Annotated in this window: 14 protein-coding genes; 8 read left to right on the plus strand and 6 right to left on the minus strand. The window is 57.5% G+C overall.

Annotated features, from left to right (window positions below):
* Positions 1-1,141 precede the first annotated feature (1,141 nt).
* Positions 1,142-3,319 (minus strand): malate synthase G, encoded by a 2,178-nt coding sequence (locus tag PSES9_RS0108365; protein ID WP_010485941.1) that lies wholly within the window; start codon positions 3,317-3,319, stop codon positions 1,142-1,144.
* A gap of 351 nt (positions 3,320-3,670) precedes the next feature.
* On the opposite strand from PSES9_RS0108365, the gene PSES9_RS0108370 reads away from it, so the two are divergent.
* Positions 3,671-4,123, plus strand: coding sequence for a GNAT family N-acetyltransferase (locus PSES9_RS0108370; RefSeq protein WP_010485942.1), 453 nt, complete (start codon positions 3,671-3,673; stop codon positions 4,121-4,123).
* Between the two features lie 73 nt (positions 4,124-4,196).
* Positions 4,197-4,715 (plus strand): glycine cleavage system protein R, encoded by a 519-nt coding sequence (locus PSES9_RS0108375; RefSeq protein WP_010485943.1) that lies wholly within the window; start codon positions 4,197-4,199, stop codon positions 4,713-4,715.
* Positions 4,716-5,187: 472 nt separating this feature from the next.
* On the opposite strand, the gene rarD is transcribed toward PSES9_RS0108375, so the two are convergent.
* The 5 genes from rarD to PSES9_RS0108400 form a co-directional block, all read right to left on the minus strand.
* Positions 5,188-6,084: an EamA family transporter RarD gene (rarD, locus tag PSES9_RS0108380; protein ID WP_010485944.1), complete on the minus strand. Its 897-nt coding sequence runs from the start codon at positions 6,082-6,084 to the stop codon at positions 5,188-5,190.
* Positions 6,085-6,255: 171 nt separating this feature from the next.
* A complete protein-coding gene (locus PSES9_RS0108385; protein ID WP_010485945.1) occupies positions 6,256-7,230 on the minus strand; it encodes a serine/threonine protein kinase in 975 nt (324 codons plus the stop codon).
* A 191-nt stretch (positions 7,231-7,421) separates the two neighbouring features.
* Positions 7,422-9,329, minus strand: a complete 1,908-nt coding sequence (locus PSES9_RS0108390; protein ID WP_010485946.1) for a PhoX family protein — start codon at positions 9,327-9,329, stop codon at positions 7,422-7,424.
* Between the two features lie 78 nt (positions 9,330-9,407).
* Entirely contained in the window at positions 9,408-10,172 is a 765-nt protein-coding gene (locus PSES9_RS0108395) for a TOBE domain-containing protein (RefSeq protein ID WP_010485947.1), read from the minus strand.
* 49 nt (positions 10,173-10,221) lie between these two features.
* Positions 10,222-10,968: a ComF family protein gene (locus PSES9_RS0108400; protein WP_010485948.1), complete on the minus strand. Its 747-nt coding sequence runs from the start codon at positions 10,966-10,968 to the stop codon at positions 10,222-10,224.
* Positions 10,969-11,140: 172 nt separating this feature from the next.
* Here PSES9_RS0108400 and bioB point away from each other — a divergent pair, with 172 nt between their 5' ends.
* The 6 genes from bioB (at position 11,141) to PSES9_RS0108430 (ending at position 15,999) form a co-directional block, all read left to right on the plus strand.
* Positions 11,141-12,196 (plus strand): biotin synthase BioB, encoded by a 1,056-nt coding sequence (bioB, locus tag PSES9_RS0108405; protein ID WP_010485949.1) that lies wholly within the window; start codon positions 11,141-11,143, stop codon positions 12,194-12,196.
* Between the two features lie 85 nt (positions 12,197-12,281).
* Positions 12,282-13,454 carry an 8-amino-7-oxononanoate synthase gene (bioF, locus tag PSES9_RS0108410; protein ID WP_010485950.1) on the plus strand — a complete coding sequence of 391 codons (1,173 nt, stop codon included), beginning with the start codon at positions 12,282-12,284 and terminating at the stop codon, positions 13,452-13,454.
* The gene (locus PSES9_RS0108415) at positions 13,447-14,178 is read left to right on the plus strand and encodes an alpha/beta fold hydrolase (RefSeq protein WP_010485951.1); all 732 of its coding nucleotides are present in this window, start codon (positions 13,447-13,449) and stop codon (positions 14,176-14,178) included. The genes bioF and PSES9_RS0108415 overlap by 8 nt, the downstream gene beginning before the upstream one ends.
* The gene (bioC, locus tag PSES9_RS0108420) at positions 14,171-14,986 is read left to right on the plus strand and encodes a malonyl-ACP O-methyltransferase BioC (protein WP_010485954.1); all 816 of its coding nucleotides are present in this window, start codon (positions 14,171-14,173) and stop codon (positions 14,984-14,986) included. Before PSES9_RS0108415 ends, bioC begins: the two co-directional genes overlap by 8 nt.
* Entirely contained in the window at positions 14,983-15,666 is a 684-nt protein-coding gene (gene bioD / locus PSES9_RS0108425; RefSeq protein ID WP_010485956.1) for a dethiobiotin synthase, read from the plus strand. Before bioC ends, bioD begins: the two co-directional genes overlap by 4 nt.
* Before the next feature lie 84 nt (positions 15,667-15,750).
* Positions 15,751-15,999, plus strand: coding sequence for a hypothetical protein (locus tag PSES9_RS0108430; RefSeq protein WP_010485957.1), 249 nt, complete (start codon positions 15,751-15,753; stop codon positions 15,997-15,999).
* Positions 16,000-16,074 lie beyond the last annotated feature (75 nt).

The following is a 16,074-nucleotide window of genomic DNA, read 5'->3' on the forward strand; positions in this document are numbered from 1 at the left end:
TGCCAGGTTTAACCAGTCTGAGTTGGTTTGTACGGTTCTGTTGTTGCTGAGCATTGAATAGCCGGGGTTAGGCCGGTATTGAATCCTCAGCTCAAGAGGGAAGTGCTTGTGAGTCACAAACATTTCGCTATAGGTCGATTATTTCAGCGCGGCCCCGGTTGAAGGGGAATGGGAAAGAATTTTTCAGATTTGCTGCTGACCGCCTGGTAAAGAAGGCCGATCGGACGCCTCCCGCACCAAGCGTCTGCGCAAACTAAAACACCCTGCGAAGCCAGCGCCTCGCAGGGTGTCATGGTGACGGCTTCACTAACCGTCTAGTCGCAGCTTGCTGTCCAGAAGCTACCGGCGCCGTTGACTTGTCTGATCACCCACGCTTTTGGGGGCGCAATGTTGCCGTGGATTTATTTTTTTCCGGGGGCTAGCAAGGCGTTGACCGAAGCATTGAAAGAAGTTTGCTTGCAGTAATTATGAAATGATTCTCATGTTTGAGTTTGTTTTTAATTGCGAGGTCGTATTTAAGTTCGTCGCATTATCAGATAAAAGATGTGTTGTGTTGAATCTGACAGAATTGTTCAGATTTGCATGTGATTGATTTAAAAGTGTCGGGTTGCGTTCGGTGTTTTCTGCGGATGTTGAAATAGAATCGTTTTTTTTTTATTAGCCTGTCGCTAATTAGAGTGTGCTGTTATAAGTTGCGGTATGACGGCGGCCATTCGCATAACCAGAGGCGTTTAAGGCGGCTGAGGAATACGTCCGGACGCTTGACCGGGCCCCTGACCTCCATCGATTGGCTTGTACTGAAGCAGGCGACTTTCGCCGATGGCGAGTGCGCCAGTAAGCGCAAGCAAGCCCGCAGGGCTTGTGTCTAATAGAGGTGGGCGGAATGATGTCTGGAAAGCCGTAAGGCTGTTGGATCGGCTGTCAGGCCTGGGGTGGAGGAGGTTTGGCCGTGTGTGCGGTCTTGCGCCTGTAGCGAGGCAGGGCTTGGGACCTGATCTCGACGAAACCACTTGTCTCGGTTTCCGTCAGCGGCACGCCTTTCCTGGATACATAAAAAATGCCCGCATCTCTCGATACGGGCATTTTCTGCATCAATCAGGCTAAGTTAGCCTGGGTTGGGCGGTTTTATGCGTCACTAAGCTCAGAGGCCATTCTTGGCCTTGAATTCGCGACGACGACGGTGCAGGACTGGTTCGGTGTAGCCGTTTGGCTGTTTGGCACCTTCGACCACCAACTCCAATGCCGCTTGGAAGGCAATGTTGCTGTCGAAGTCTGGGGCCAATGGGCGATACGCCGGATCGTTGGCGTTCTGGCGGTCAACCACCGGCGCCATGCGCTTGAGGCTTGTGACAATCTGCTCTTCGGTGGCGATGCCGTGACGCAGCCAGTTGGCCAGCAGTTGGCTGGAAATACGCAAGGTGGCGCGGTCTTCCATCAGGCCAACGTCGCTGATGTCTGGCACTTTCGAGCAGCCTACGCCCGAGTCGATCCAGCGCACGACATAGCCCAGGATGCCTTGGGAGTTGTTGTCGAGTTCATTCTGGATTTCTTCAGCCGACCAGTTGGTGTTGCTGGCCAGGGGAATGGTCAGGATGTCATCGACCGAGGCCGCGGTGCGGTTCTTGAGCTCTTCCTGGCGGGCGAACACGTCAACCTTGTGATAGTGCAAGGCGTGCAGTGTTGCAGCGGTAGGCGATGGAACCCAGGCGGTGTTTGCGCCCGACATCGGGTGGCCAATTTTCTGCTCAAGCATTGCGGCCATCAGGTCAGGCATGGCCCACATGCCCTTGCCGATTTGCGCACGACCTTGCAGGCCGGTCGCCAGGCCAACGTCAACGTTGTTGTTTTCGTAGGCGCCAATCCACTTCTCGGCCTTCATGGCGGCCTTGCGCACAAAAGGACCCGCCCCCCTCGAGGTGTGGATTTCGTCGCCGGTGCGGTCGAGGAAGCCAGTGTTGATAAACACCACGCGTTCGCTGGCGGCTTTGATACAGGCCTTGAGGTTGACCGTGGTGCGACGTCCCTCGTCCATGATGCCACCCTTCAAGGTGTTGCGCGTCAAGCCGAGGGCATCTTCTACACGGCTGAACAGCTCGCTGGTGAAGGCGACTTCTTCGGGGCCGTGCATCTTGGGTTTTACGATATAGACCGAGCCGGTACGGGTGTTCTTGCGGCTGGTGTTGCCGTTGAGGTTGTGCATGGCGATCAGGCTGGTCAGCAGGCCATCCATGATGCCTTCCGGCACTTCAAAACCTTCTTTGTCGATGATTGCGTCCATGGTCATCAGGTGACCGACGTTACGCACGAACAGCAGTGAACGGCCGTGCAGGCTCAACTCGGTGCCATCGGGCTTGGTGTAGACGCGATCCGGGTTCATGGTGCGGGTGAAGGTGGTGCCACCCTTGGCGACTTCTTCCGCCAGGTCGCCCTTCATCAGGCCGAGCCAGTTGCGGTAGATCACCACCTTGTCGTCGGCATCAACCGCAGCGACGGAATCTTCGCAGTCCATGATGGTGGTCAGTGCCGCTTCCATCAGGATGTCTTTGACGCCAGCGGCATCAGTGCTGCCGACTGGGGTATTGGCGTCGATCTGGATTTCAAAGTGCAGGCCGTTGTGTTTTAGCAATACGGCGATAGGTGCATTGGCGTCGCCCTGGAAACCCACCAGTTGGGCATCATCCTGCAGGCCGGTATTGCTGCCGCCCTTGAGGTTGACGAGCAGCTTGCCGTCGACAATTTTGTAGCCCGTGGCATCGGTGTGCGATGCGGCGGCCAGAGGGGCTGCTTCATCGAGGAAGGCACGCGCGAAGGCGATTACCTTGTCGCCGCGAACCTTGTTGTAGCCTTTGCCTTTTTCGGCACCGCCTTCTTCGCTGATCACGTCTGTGCCGTAGAGCGCGTCGTACAACGAACCCCAGCGGGCGTTGGATGCGTTCAGGGCGAAGCGTGCGTTCATCACCGGTACCACGAGCTGCGGGCCAGCCAGATGGGCGATCTCTTCATCGACATTGGTGGTAGTGGCCTGGAAGTCAGCTGGCTCAGGGAGCAGGTAGCCAATTTCTTGAAGGAATGCTTTGTAAGCAACGGCATCATGAGCCTGGCCGGCGCGAGCCTGGTGCCAGCTGTCAACCTGTGCCTGGATATCGTCGCGCTTGGCCAGCAAGGCACGGTTTTTCGGTGCGAGCTCGTTAATTACGGCTTCTGGCCCCGTCCAGAATTTTTCGCTGGAAATACCGGTTCCACCAATGGCTTCGTTGTTAACGAAGTCGAACAGCACTTTGGTGACCTGCAGGCCACCGACTTGAACGCGTTCAGTCATCACTTGCCTCACTCTGCTCAGCTTTACTTATTAGCCGCTTAGGCATCTCTGAAAAACTACTGCGCTGGCTACCTTTTTCAGAAGCTCCTACGGGCTCAGGACTCAGTCTTGTAGTCCAGGCCGCGGCATACTACATCAAGATCCATGGAAAATCAGTGGGTCGCGTCGTTATGCGACCAAAATGCGCTTAGCAGTCACGGCTGGAACGTTGTGCATGCAGAAACAGCTGATATTGTTTCATAAAACAGATAAAACGGTACACGATTTGTTGTATCTATCTTATTGGCTATTTCTTCCGCGCCTCAATGGCAGTCGACCTATACTGCTGGCAGGCTCCAGGAAGACTTAAGCATGCATATTATTCAGGCCACGTCAGATGATCTTGACCCGCTCAGCCACTTATTCGTCGATTACCTAACTTTTTATCAGGTCGATAAGCCGCTCAGTGCGGTGCAGGCATTTTTGGCTGCACGGATAGAGCAGGGCAGCTCGACAATCTTCATCGCCCGTGACGATGCCGGGAGCGCACAGGGTTTTGTGCAGTTATATCCGCTGTACGCTTCACTGGCATTGGCGCCGATGTGGTTGCTCCGTGGTTTGTATGTGAAGCCGCAGGGGCGCCGCCAGGGCATTGCCGAGGCACTGATGAACACTGCGCGTGATCATGCGCAGGCTGCTGGCGCTTGCGGCCTGCAGCTGGAGACAGCGAAGAATAACCACCCCGGACAAGCGCTTTATGAGCGACTCGGGTATGTTCGGGATCAAGCCTTTTATACCTATTGGCTGGCATTACCCGGTCAGTAGGCGAAGCAGCGGCCTGCCTGAATACGCCGCTTTGATCGCCTTTTATAGATGTCACAACAAAGTGAGGCCTGCCATGGATCATCTGGTATTAACCGTTATCGCTCAGGATCAACCCGGATTGGTCGAGCGCGTTGCCCAATGTGTGGCCAACCATGGTGGCAACTGGCTTGAGAGCCGCATGTCGCGCATGGCTGGGCAGTTCGCCGGGATACTGCGCGTGGCCGTACCTGCCGAGTCGCACGCCGAACTGGTCACTGCGTTACAAGAACTCAACGCCCATGGCATTCGTGTGCTCCTGGCTGAAAGTGGTGCCGAGCCGTCCTGTACCTGGAAACCGATCATGCTCGACCTGGTTGGCAATGATCGCCCAGGCATTGTCCGCGACATTACCCGCTTGCTGACCGAACTGGGGGTCAACGTCGAAAGCCTGCAGACCGAGGTGATGCCTGCACCTATGAGCAGCGAGCCGTTATTTCATGCCGAGTCCATGCTTGCTGTACCGCTGGGGCTGTCGCTGGATGAGCTCAAGACCCAGTTGGAGACCCTGGCGGATGATTTGATGGTGGAGCTGAATATCCGCACAGACAGCTAAGGAGTCTCTGAAAAAATACTGCGCTAGGTATTACTGGCGCAGCCCCTGCTGCGGCCCCGAAGGGGTGAGCAACGCGAATCAAATGCTCAGTTAGGACAACTAAAGTCGAGCGCGACCCCAGTCGCTTTTTCGCATCTGTTCGCCTTGTACTCCCTTCGCTCGCGACCTTTTTCAGAATTTGGGCTTGCAACATATCCACGGCCTGTGTGCGTAGGGCTGTGGATAACTTGAGGGTACTTGAAGGGCCAGCTAGTGGCCCGCTGTTCTCCATGATCTGGTTAAAAAAGCAACAGTTTCAATGGCTTGTGCACAAAGGGCGGGGATGGATCTGTGGATAAGGTTGGGATGATCAGCTGCAGCCCAGGGTTGACTAGGTGTTGCGCGGGTTGATCATTTTTTGAACAGCTGCTTTGTGGCTGATTGGTCCACCGCTGTTCGGGTGGCAGATAGCAGGCTGCCACCCGAACGATAGCTAATTGTGGATTTTGCCTCGACGAATGCTCAGCCATGCATCGACGCTGTAAATCACCAAGCCAGCCCAGATGCAGATAAAGGCCAGCAGCTTGCTTGAGTCGAAGTGCTCGTCGAACAAGAAGATCGCTTGCAGCAACACCAAGGTAGGCGCCAGGTACTGCAGAAAGCCCAGGGTGGTGTATGGCAGGTGCCGTGCCGCGGCGTTGAAGCACACCAGGGGTACGAGGGTGATAGGTCCGGCAACGATCAGCCAGAACGCCTCGGAGGTGGTCCAGAACCCAGCATGACTGCTCACCGCATTTGGGTTGAGGACAATCCAGGCAATCGCCAGCGGCAATAAAATCCAGGTTTCGATCACCAGCCCCGGCAAGGCCTTGACTGGCGCTTGTTTGCGGATCAAGCCGTAAAAGCCGAATGTCAGGGCCAGAACCAGCGACACCCAGGGAATGCTGCCGACTTGCCATAATTGCTGGAGCACTCCCAGCGCGGCCAAGCCCACGGCAATCCATTGCAGGCGGCGCAGTCGTTCACCCAGTATCAGCAAGCCCAGCAAGACGTTAATCAGAGGGTTGATGTAGTAACCCAGGCTGGCCTCAAGCATGCGTCCATGATTAACCGCCCAGACGTAAACCAGCCAGTTGCTGGCGATCAATACACCGCTAAAACCCAACACGGCAAATTGCTTGGGGTTTTCGCGCAGTTCGCGCAACCAGCCTGGATGCTTCCAGACCAGTAACAGCAGCGCGCCAAAGATTGCCGACCAGACGGCACGATGGACGACGATTTCCAGCGCAGGTACTTCGGCAATGGCTTTGAAATACAGCGGGAACAAGCCCCAGATGATGTAGGCGCTAAGGCCCAGAATATAGCCGCGCTGTGGATTTGCGGTGGACATGGAGATCCTTGCTTAGGGTGCTAACTATGGGTGCCTAATTCTAGTCCTGTGCAACGCTTTTTGTCTGTTTGCCAAATTTTTTATTGTCTGCCCGCCGATGGATAAGCGTAAGGCTTTTGTTACATCGGCGGGCAGGAGTAAACCCCACGGTGTGTTGAGTGGGTCAGGCGCCTAAAACAGTTTGAGCGGCTCTTCATCCAGGGCCGACAACTGTTCGCGCAGCATCAGAATTTGCTCGCCCCAATAACGTTCGGAGCCGAACCAGGGGAAACTGTGCGGGAAGGCCGGATCGTCCCAGCGCCGTGCCAGCCATGCGCTGTAATGCATCAGGCGCAAGGAGCGCAGCCCCTCGATCAAGGGCAGCTCGCGGGGATTGAAATCATGAAATTCCTGGTAGCCATCCATGAGTTCGGAAAGTTGGCCAAGGCGCTCGTGGCGCTCACCGGCCAGCATCATCCAGAGATCCTGCACGGCGGGCCCCATGCGGCAATCATCCAGGTCAACCATGTGGAAGCTTTCATCACGGCACAGCAGATTGCCGGGGTGGCAGTCGCCGTGCAGGCGAATGGCGGTGACGGGGTGATTGTTGAACAGGCTGTCGAGCCGCTTGAGCAAGTCACGGGCAACCGATTCGTATGCAGGTAGCAGGCTCTTGGGGATAAAGTTGCCATCGAGCAGGGTTTTCAGTGAGGCATGGCCGTAGTTCTCGACCTTTAGACTCTCACGGTGAGTGAAGGGCTTGGTCGCGCCAACCGCATGCATGCGCCCCAGTAACTGGCCGAGCCGATATAGCTGGTCAAGATTACCCGGTTCTGGCGCCCGGCCGCCGCGACGTGGGAACAAGGTGAAGCGAAAACCTGCGTGCTCGAATAGGGTCTCGCCGTCACGTTGCATGGGTGCAACCACTGGAACATCGCAATCGGCCAACTCAAAGGTGAAGCTGTGTTCTTCACGGATTGCGGCGTCAGTCCAGCGATCTGGGCGGTAGAACTTGGCGATGATCGGCGTTTCATCCTCGATGCCGACTTGATATACCCGGTTTTCGTAGCTGTTGAGGGCCAATACCCGCGCATCGCTGAGAAAGCCGATGCTTTCGACGGCGTCGAGAACCAAATCTGGAGTCAGTGCTGCAAAGGGATGGGACATGAAATCTCCTGCGCGCGGCAGGTCGCCACGTTCGACCGAGCATGGTAACGCAGGTTTAGCGCTTTGGGCTGTTGAATCCGTGTTGCCTGGGCCAAGTGACCAGAAGGACCAATGCAGCTTGGCGTTTTGTTCGTGTGCTGGCGGATAACCCGTTGTTTATCGCCAGCACACCTTTGCCAATTGCCTAGGTTCTAGGCGCCGATGATGCCGCCATCTTCGCGGGTGATGACCATCACCGAAGAGCGCGGCTTGCCGTTGGGCAGGTGTTCCGGAAAGCTGGAGCCGCCTTTTTCGCCCGGGTGTTGGATGCCCACGAACATCGTGCGCTGATCAGGCGCGAAGGCGATGCCGGTCACCTCGCAACCCACTGGGCCGACCATGAAACGCCGAATTTCTCCGGTGTCCGGGTCGGCGCAGAGCATCTGGTTATTGCCCATGCCTGCAAAATCGCCGGCGTTGCTGCTGTCGCCGTCAGTCTGGATCCACAGGCGCCCTGCGTCATCGAAGCTCAGGCCATCCGGGCTGTTGAACATATTTTGCGGGGTGATGTTTGTCGAGCCCGCAGCAGGTTGGCCTGCGTGCACCACGGGATTGCCAGCGACTACAAACAGATCCCAGGTGAAGGCGGTCGAGGCGTGATCGTCATTGGCTTCGCGCCCGCGCAGGATTTGCCCGTAAATTTTGTTCGCACGCGGGTTTGGACCATTGACCGGTTGGTCGGCCTGCCCTCGCTTGACGTTGTTGGTCAGGGTGCAATAGACCTTGCCATCTTTAGGGCTGACCACCAGCCACTCAGGACGGTCCATCCGGGTTGCCGCCACAATGCTGGCGGCCAGGCGCGCGTGGATCAGCACCTCGGCCTGGCTGTTGAAGCCGTTGCTGGCATCCAGGCCGTTTTTACCAAAGCTCAGCTCGACCCAGCGACCGTGACCCTTGGGCAGGTTCGGGTTCTTGTCGCCGGCATCGAAACGGGCAACATAGAGCGTGCCCTGATCCAGGATGTGCCGGTTGTGCTTGATCGCATCCGGGCCCTGGCCGCGCTTGATTTTGTCTTTGCTGATGAACTTGTAGATAAACTCGCCGCGTTCATCGTCACCCATGTACACCACGGCACGACCGTCCTTGGTTTCGGTAAAAGCGGCGTTCTCGTGCTTGAAGCGACCCAGTGCTGTGCGTTTGATCGGGGTTGATTGCGGGTCGAATGGGTCGATTTCGACTATCCAGCCGTGGCGGTTGAATTCGTTTGGATTCTTGGCCATGTCGAAACGCGGGTTGTGCAGGTGCCAGTCGTTGCCGTCACCAGTGATGGACGCACCGTAACGCACCTGGGCCGCGTCAAACTGCTGCGCCGGATCTGTGCTGCCAAAGCAATCGTCGAAATTTTCTTCGCAGGTCAGGTAGGTGCCCCAAGGGGTTTTACCGTTGGAGCAGTTCTGGAAGGTGCCGAGAACATGCTTGCCTGTTCGGTCATCTGCGGTTTTCAGCCAGTCATGGCCTGCGGCTGGCCCACTGACGCTGATTGGCGTGTTGCCATGAATCCGGCGGTTGTATTTTGAACCCTGCACAAACTGCCATTTACCATCGAGCCTTTGCACTTCGATTACCGAGACACCTTCACTGGCCAGGGCCTTGTGAACTTCCTCGGCTGATTGCGGCAGGCCTGCGTGGTCGAGTAGATACTGGTAGTTGGTGTATTCATTTTTGATCGCCATCAGCGCGCGATTTTCATCGTCGGCGAAGGGGAAGAAGCTCATGCCGTCGTTGTTGTCGCCAAATTGCCCTTCGTGAGCGGCAGCCGAGTCTTTGCTGGTTGGGTCGAAGGCCGGGCCGTTGGCTGCCAAGGGTTGGCCCCAACTGATCAGCACCGAGGATTTGTATCCTGCAGGCAGGGTAATGGTGTCTGTGGTCGCACTTGCAATGCTGTCAAAGCCAAGGAGCGTGCTGTTGGCACTGCCGACGGCCAGTGCGCTACGGCTGAGGAGGTTGCCGCCCAGGAACATGGCTGCAACGCACAAGGCGCCTGCGCTTATAAAGCGGCGGCGGGTGATACCACTCATTTGTTCTAGATCGGTTAATTGGTTGTCTTCTAAACGCTTCATCAGGTAAGGCTCCGTGCCAAGAATGGCAGTACCTTAATCAGCGTCCATGACGAAATTGTTGCAGGTTCGGTGATTGCCTTAAATTGGCGTGCCCAGCAGTACTTGGGTTGGGGAGCACTGCACGCGAACTGCGCTACCAATTGTCAGCTGCAAGGCATCGAGCTGCGCTGGCTGGGCCAGGGTGCACAAGGTCTGGCCGCTTGGCAGAGTGATTTTGACTTCCGTCGGGCTGTCGGGCGCGTCCAACAGCTCCTCTATCCGGCCTTGCATGCAGTTATAACCCGGCGTTACGGGCTGTTGCAGGGTTTGCAGTTCCAGCCAGCCAGCCTTGATCAGGGCAATAACCTGGCTACCGATTTCCAGCTCAAGGTTTTGCGTGCTGTCGTGGGTGATCTGCGCTGTCAGATATTGTCCGCCCGCCAGTTCGAGGCGTATCAGGTCATTGCGCCCGTGGCTGTCGATTGCAATGACCTGGCCATGCAGTTGGTTGCGTGCGCTGGTGCGCAACATCAGGCGGCTGAGTAAATCCAGGTCACTGATGTCTTCAGCGGCTTCCAGCACTTGGGCTTGCAGGGCTTGCAAACGTTGGTACAGGCGCAGAACGCGCTCGCCTTCCAGCGATAACCGCGCGCCGCCGCCACCCTTGCCGCCAACACTGCGTTCAACCAATGGCTTTTGCGCCAGGTTGTTCAGTTCATCAATCGCATCCCAGGCTGACTTGTAGCTCAGGCCGGCGCTTTTGGCGGCGCGGGTGATCGAGCCTTGTTCGCAAATATGCTGGAGCAGGGCGATGCGCTGCGGGCGACGAACAATGTACTGGGCGAGCACGGAGGTAAGCGACATAAGGGCTGGATGTGTATGGAAGAGATTTCCAACGGTGGCGATTTGCTGATTACAAGTCAAGCAGGGTTCCGGGTTTTGGTGTCCGGGCCAGGCAATAAACATCCACCCGGGCAGCGCCTGCTTTCAATAGCAACTTGCTCAGGGTTTGCGCCGTGGCGCCAGTGGTCAATACGTCATCCACCAATGCCAGGTGCCGCCCTTGAAGTTCAACTTCTGGTGCTACGAAAAATGCGTTGCGCAGGTTCTTTTTCCGGGTGAGGGCATCGAGACCTTGCTGGGCCGGAGTATCGATAATGCGACTCAAGCCGTGACTCAGCAGCGGAATATGCAGCGCCTTGCCCAGGCTATTGGCAAGCATTTGTGCCTGGTTGAAACCGCGTTCACGCTGGCGTTGTTTAGTCAGTGGCACGGGTAAAAGCAGGTCGGGGCGAACCAAACCGTCAGCAAAGCTGTGCTGCATATGATCGCTCAGCAAGTCGCCTAGCAAACGTCCCAATGGCCATTGAGCCTGATGCTTGAAGCGATTGATCATGCCCTGGACTGGAAAGCTGTAGCTCCAGGGCGCCACGACTTTGTCGAATGAGGGCGGATTTTTCTGGCACTCGCCACAAATCCATTCAGCGCCGTGCATGGGCAGGGCACAGACACTGCAATGCGCGCGCAACCAGGGCAACTCCCTTTCGCAGTCGGTGCAGATCGGCAGTCGCTTGCTTTCGGTGGTTTCATCACAGAGCAGGCACTTCAAGCAGGGTTGAAGTGTTTCGAGCTGATGCTTGAGCCTTTGCCAGATAGTCATAGTGTTCTTCCTTGAAGCGGGCTAGGTGTGTTTGTTTTTTGATCAGATGTAAACCTGTGTCTTGTCTTGGGTTGACAGCGTCGAAACACAACTTATGATGCCTTGAAGCCTGATTCGCGGCGCTTGGCCCGCACCCTGACAACAGACGCAGTTGAGCGTCGAAGGAACCCCAATGAATGCCACCGCATCCATCGCAACTCGCCACGACTGGTCGCTAGCCGAAGTTAAGGCATTGTTCGAGCAGCCGTTCAACGACTTGCTGTTCAATGCGCAGACCGTACACCGCGCGCATTTCGATCAGAATCGGGTGCAGGTCTCAACCTTGCTGTCGATCAAAACCGGCGCGTGCCCGGAAGATTGCAAATATTGCCCACAGTCCGGTCACTACAACACCGGGCTTGAGAAAGAGAAACTGCTGGAAGTTCAGAAAGTCCTGCAAGCGGCCGCTGATGCCAAGGCCATTGGCTCAACTCGTTTCTGCATGGGCGCCGCCTGGAAGCACCCCTCGGCCAAAGACATGCCCTATGTGCTGGAGATGGTCAAAGGGGTGAAGGCGCTGGGCCTGGAAACCTGCATGACCCTGGGCAAGCTGGACAAGGAGCAAACCAAGTCGTTGGCCGAAGCCGGGTTGGATTACTACAACCACAACCTCGACACCTCGCCGGAGTTCTACGGCAATATCATCACCACCCGTACCTACGCCGACCGTCTGGAGACACTGGCGCACGTGCGTGATGCCGGCATGAAGATCTGTTCGGGCGGTATTCTCGGTCTGGGTGAGTCGCTGGACGACCGTGCTGGCCTGTTGATCCAGCTGGCGAATTTGCCGGAGCATCCCGAGTCAGTGCCCATCAACATGTTGGTCAAGGTTAAAGGCACGCCGCTGGAGAATGAAAAGGATGTCGATCCGTTCGACTTTATCCGCACCCTCGCCGTTGCGCGGATCATGATGCCTAAATCCCACGTGCGCCTGTCCGCTGGCCGCGAGGCGATGAATGATCAAATGCAGGCGCTGGCTTTCTTTGCCGGTGCCAACTCGATTTTCTATGGCGAGAAACTGCTGACCACGGTCAACCCGCAAGCGAACAAGGACATGGAGTTGTTCGCACGCCTGGGCATCAAGCCGGAGGCCCGTGAAGAACATGCCGATGAAGTTCATCAGGCAGCCATCGAGCAGGCCTTGGTTGAACAGAAAAGCAGCGAGCAGTTCTACAACGCGGCTGTTTAACCAAGCGTCTGGCACTTGTCTTGATCTGGCTCCTTGAACCTTGCAGCCTGCGAGGTTCAAGCGGCTGCGTAAACAGGTAAATACCATGTCTTTTGACCTCGCCAGCCGCCTGGCTGAGCGCCGCGCCGCACAGCTATATCGGCAGCGTCCGTTGCTTGAGTCGCCGCAAGGCCCGCAGGTCGTGGTGGATGGACGCGAGTTATTGGCGTTTTGCTCAAACGATTATCTTGGTTTGGCTAACCATCCGCAGGTGATTGAAGCCTGGCAGGCCGGGGCTGCACGTTGGGGTGTCGGTGGCGGGGCTTCGCACTTGGTTGTCGGCCACAGCACGCCACATCATCAGTTGGAGGAGGCGCTGGCCGAGTTTACTGGACGGTCGCGCGCGCTGCTGTTCACCACCGGCTACATGGCTAACCTTGGCGCGGTTACCGCTTTGGTCGGGCAGGGCGATACGGTGCTCGAAGACCGTCTCAATCATGCTTCCTTGCTCGATGCCGGCTTGCTCAGTAATGCACGCTTTTCGCGGTATCTGCATAACGATGCCAGCAGCCTCGCCAGCCGCCTGGGCAAAGCCGTGGGTAATACCCTGGTGGTGACGGACGGCGTATTCAGCATGGATGGCGACCAGGCTGATTTGCCGGCATTGTGCGCCGAGGCCAAAAAACGCAATGCCTGGGTCATGGTTGATGATGCCCACGGTTTTGGGCCTTTGGGGGCTACCGGTGGCGGTATCGTCGAACAGCAGGGGCTGGGTGTTGATGATGTGCAGGTGCTGGTCGGCACCCTGGGAAAGGCGTTTGGCACGTCCGGGGCATTTGTAGCCGGTAGCGAAGAATTGATCGAGGCACTGGTGCAGTTTGCCCGTCCGTACATCTACACCACCAGCCAACCACCCGCCCTGGCTTGCGCCACCCTGAAAAGCCTTGAGCTGCTGCGCAACGAACATTGGCGCCGAGAGCATCTCAATACGCTGATCAAGCAATTCCGCGATGGCGCACAAGCGCTGGGCTTGCAGTTGATGGACAGCGCAACGCCAATTCAACCTATTGTTATTGGTGACAGTGGCCGCGCCATGCGTTTGTCGGAGCGGTTGCGTGAGCGCGGCATTCTGGTTACCGCGATTCGCCCGCCGACGGTGCCTGCAGGCAGTGCCCGCTTGCGGGTGACCTTGTCGGCGGCGCACAGCACCGCTCAGGTGGATTTATTACTTTCTGCGCTGGCTGAGTGTGGCGCGGGTGAGGAGCAACTGGATGCGTAATCGCTTGGTTTTATTGCCGGGGTGGGGCTTGGGTACTGCGCCTCTTGAACCGCTGGCCGAAGCATTGCGCGGGCTTGATCCGCACTTGCATGTGCAGGTCGAGCCGTTGCCTTTATTGGTCAGCAGTGAACTCGATGAGTGGCTCGATGAACTCGACGCCAACCTGCCTGAAGGTGCCTGGCTCGGGGGCTGGTCCCTGGGTGGAATGCTTGCTGCAGAGCTGGCCGCCCGACGTGCCGAGCAATGCCCTGGGCTGATCACGCTGGCCAGCAACGCCAGCTTTGTTGCCAGCACAGATTGGCCCCACGCCATGGCTGAGGAAGCCTTTGACCTGTTTCGCCAGGGCTGTGCTCAAAACCCGGTGATCACGCTTAAACGCTTTGCCGCCTTGTGCGCGCAAGGTGCCGCCGATCAGCGTGGCATGGCGCGCCTGATGCTGGGCGGTGCCCCCCACGAAAGCGGTGAACTGCTGCTGGCCAGTCTTGATTTGCTCGCGAGCCTGGATACCCGCGCGGCATTGCAAGGTTTTGTAGGCCCGCAATTGCACCTCTATGCCGGACAGGACTCCTTGGTGCCCGCTGAAGTGGCTGGCGATATCCTGGCTTTGTTGGGCGATGTGGAAGTGGGTTTGATTGATCATGTCAGCCATGCCTTTTCGCTTGAGTGCCCCCATGAGCTTGGCGCGGCGATTCAAGGCTTTTTGCATGAGGCCGGCGATGATTGATTTGGCCCGGGATGCCCATTCCGGCTTGCCGGATAAACGACAGGTCGCCGCATCCTTTTCCCGCGCTGCAGCCAGTTACGACAGCGTTGCGGCGTTGCAGCGCGCGGTTGGCAGCCAGCTATTGCAGCGTCTGCCAGCAACAGTTTCCCCCCAGCGCTGGCTGGATTTGGGCAGTGGAACTGGCTACTTCAGCCGGGCCTTGGTCGAGCGGGTTCCCGAGGGGCAAGGCATTGCGCTGGATATCGCCGAAGGCATGTTGCAACACGCCCGCCCGCTGGGCGGCGCCGAGCAGTTTATTGCCGGTGATGCCGAGCATTTGCCATTGCAGGCGGAATCCTGCGGGCTGATTTTTTCCAGCCTTGCCCTGCAATGGTGTGATTCATTCGATTCGGTATTGGCCGAGGCGCAACGCGTGCTGCGCCCGGGTGGCACCTTTGCGTTCAGCAGTTTGTGTGTTGGCACCTTGCGCGAGTTGCGTGACAGCTGGCGTGCGGTGGACGGTTTTGTTCACGTTAATCGTTTCCGTCATTTTGACGACTACCAGGGACTATGCGCGGCCAGTGGCCTAACGGTCCTGTCACTGGATACCCAGCCCGAAGTATTGCACTACCCGGATTTGCGCAGCCTGACCCATGAGCTCAAGGCGCTGGGAGCACACAACCTCAATTCCGGAAGGCCCAGCGGTTTGACCGGGCGTGCGCGCATGCGTGCCTTGGTGCAAGCCTATGAGCGCGAGCGCCAAGTGCTGGGGCTGCCTGCAACCTATCAGGTCGTATACGGGGTTTTACAAAAAGGGATAAGACCATGAGCAGCGCTTTTTTCGTCACCGGTACCGATACCGAGATCGGCAAGACCACCATTGCCGCTGGCCTGCTCTACGCGGCCAAAGAGGCGGGGATGTCGACCGCTGCAGCCAAGCCGGTTGCATCCGGCTGCGAGCAGACCGAGCAGGGGCTGCGTAATGAAGACGCGCTGGCACTGCTGGAACAGTGTTCCGTCGAGCTGACTTATGAGCAGGTTAATCCCTTGGCGTTTGCCCCTGCGATTGCCCCGCATCTGGCGGCTCGCGAAGCTGGCATGGTGTTGAGCGTCGCTAGCCTGTGCAATCCAGTACAGCGGGTTCTGGATAAGGCCGCTGACTTCACAGTGGTCGAAGGCGCAGGCGGCTGGCGCGTGCCGCTCTCGGGGCAGGCGTCCCTGTCGGACTTGGTGGTGAGCCTGAAACTACCGGTGATCATGGTCGTTGGGGTGCGCCTGGGTTGTATCAATCATGCGGTGCTCACCGCTGAAGCCATTGCCGCTGATGGCTTGGAGTTGGCGGGTTGGGTGGCCAACGTCGTTGATCCAGGCACCTCGCGGCTGGAAGAGAACCTTGCCACCCTGGCCGAGCGATTACCCGCACCATGCTTGGGCTATGTACCGCGCCTGAAATCGGCCAATCCGGCGGCCGTCGCCGCTTGCCTGGACCTGAGCCTGCTTGGGATTTAAGTGTTATGGCAAAAAGCTATTATCGCAAAGCTCCGGGTTCTGCTTTAATGCAGCTTGTCTGCAGCCTTGAGCGGAGTGAAATAGATGAATGCCATAACGGGCAGCGCCTTTAACGCCGGTCTTGCCACAGTCCAGTCGGGCCAGCAACGTCTCGAGCGGGCTGCACAGACGATCGCCAGTGGCGCGGCGCCAGATGCCGCGCAAGCCGGGTCGCCTGAAATCACTGACCAGTTGATCGAGCTGCGTGTTGGCCAGTATCACGCCCAAGCGGGTGCGCGCCTGCTGGAAACAGCTGATGAAGTACTTGGCACCTTGATTGATACCCGCGCCTGACCCCGCCAGCTCTCTTCGCTTTATCGCTCGTCCCTGAGCTATTGCCTGCAATATTTATAGGCCTTACTACTGCCA

Origin of the sequence: Pseudomonas sp. S9 (genome assembly GCF_000222125.1) — a bacterium.
GTDB lineage: Bacteria > Pseudomonadota > Gammaproteobacteria > Pseudomonadales > Pseudomonadaceae > Aquipseudomonas > Aquipseudomonas segetis.

What these genes read in the sequence shown, in the direction of transcription:
- PSES9_RS0108395 (WP_010485947.1), bottom strand. Translation starts at nt 10,172, where the DNA reads ATGTCGCTTACCTCCGTGCTCGCCCAGTACATTGTTCGTCGCCCGCAG.
- PSES9_RS0108390 (WP_010485946.1), bottom strand. Translation starts at nt 9,329, where the DNA reads ATGAAGCGTTTAGAAGACAACCAATTAACCGATCTAGAACAAATGAGT.
- bioD (WP_010485956.1), top strand. Translation starts at nt 14,983, where the DNA reads ATGAGCAGCGCTTTTTTCGTCACCGGTACCGATACCGAGATCGGCAAG.
- PSES9_RS0108430 (WP_010485957.1), top strand. Translation starts at nt 15,751, where the DNA reads ATGAATGCCATAACGGGCAGCGCCTTTAACGCCGGTCTTGCCACAGTC.
- PSES9_RS0108365 (WP_010485941.1), bottom strand. Translation starts at nt 3,319, where the DNA reads ATGACTGAACGCGTTCAAGTCGGTGGCCTGCAGGTCACCAAAGTGCTG.
- bioC (WP_010485954.1), top strand. Translation starts at nt 14,171, where the DNA reads ATGATTGATTTGGCCCGGGATGCCCATTCCGGCTTGCCGGATAAACGA.
- PSES9_RS0108415 (WP_010485951.1), top strand. Translation starts at nt 13,447, where the DNA reads ATGCGTAATCGCTTGGTTTTATTGCCGGGGTGGGGCTTGGGTACTGCG.
- bioB (WP_010485949.1), top strand. Translation starts at nt 11,141, where the DNA reads ATGAATGCCACCGCATCCATCGCAACTCGCCACGACTGGTCGCTAGCC.
- PSES9_RS0108370 (WP_010485942.1), top strand. Translation starts at nt 3,671, where the DNA reads ATGCATATTATTCAGGCCACGTCAGATGATCTTGACCCGCTCAGCCAC.
- bioF (WP_010485950.1), top strand. Translation starts at nt 12,282, where the DNA reads ATGTCTTTTGACCTCGCCAGCCGCCTGGCTGAGCGCCGCGCCGCACAG.
- PSES9_RS0108375 (WP_010485943.1), top strand. Translation starts at nt 4,197, where the DNA reads ATGGATCATCTGGTATTAACCGTTATCGCTCAGGATCAACCCGGATTG.
- PSES9_RS0108385 (WP_010485945.1), bottom strand. Translation starts at nt 7,230, where the DNA reads ATGTCCCATCCCTTTGCAGCACTGACTCCAGATTTGGTTCTCGACGCC.
- PSES9_RS0108400 (WP_010485948.1), bottom strand. Translation starts at nt 10,968, where the DNA reads ATGACTATCTGGCAAAGGCTCAAGCATCAGCTCGAAACACTTCAACCC.
- rarD (WP_010485944.1), bottom strand. Translation starts at nt 6,084, where the DNA reads ATGTCCACCGCAAATCCACAGCGCGGCTATATTCTGGGCCTTAGCGCC.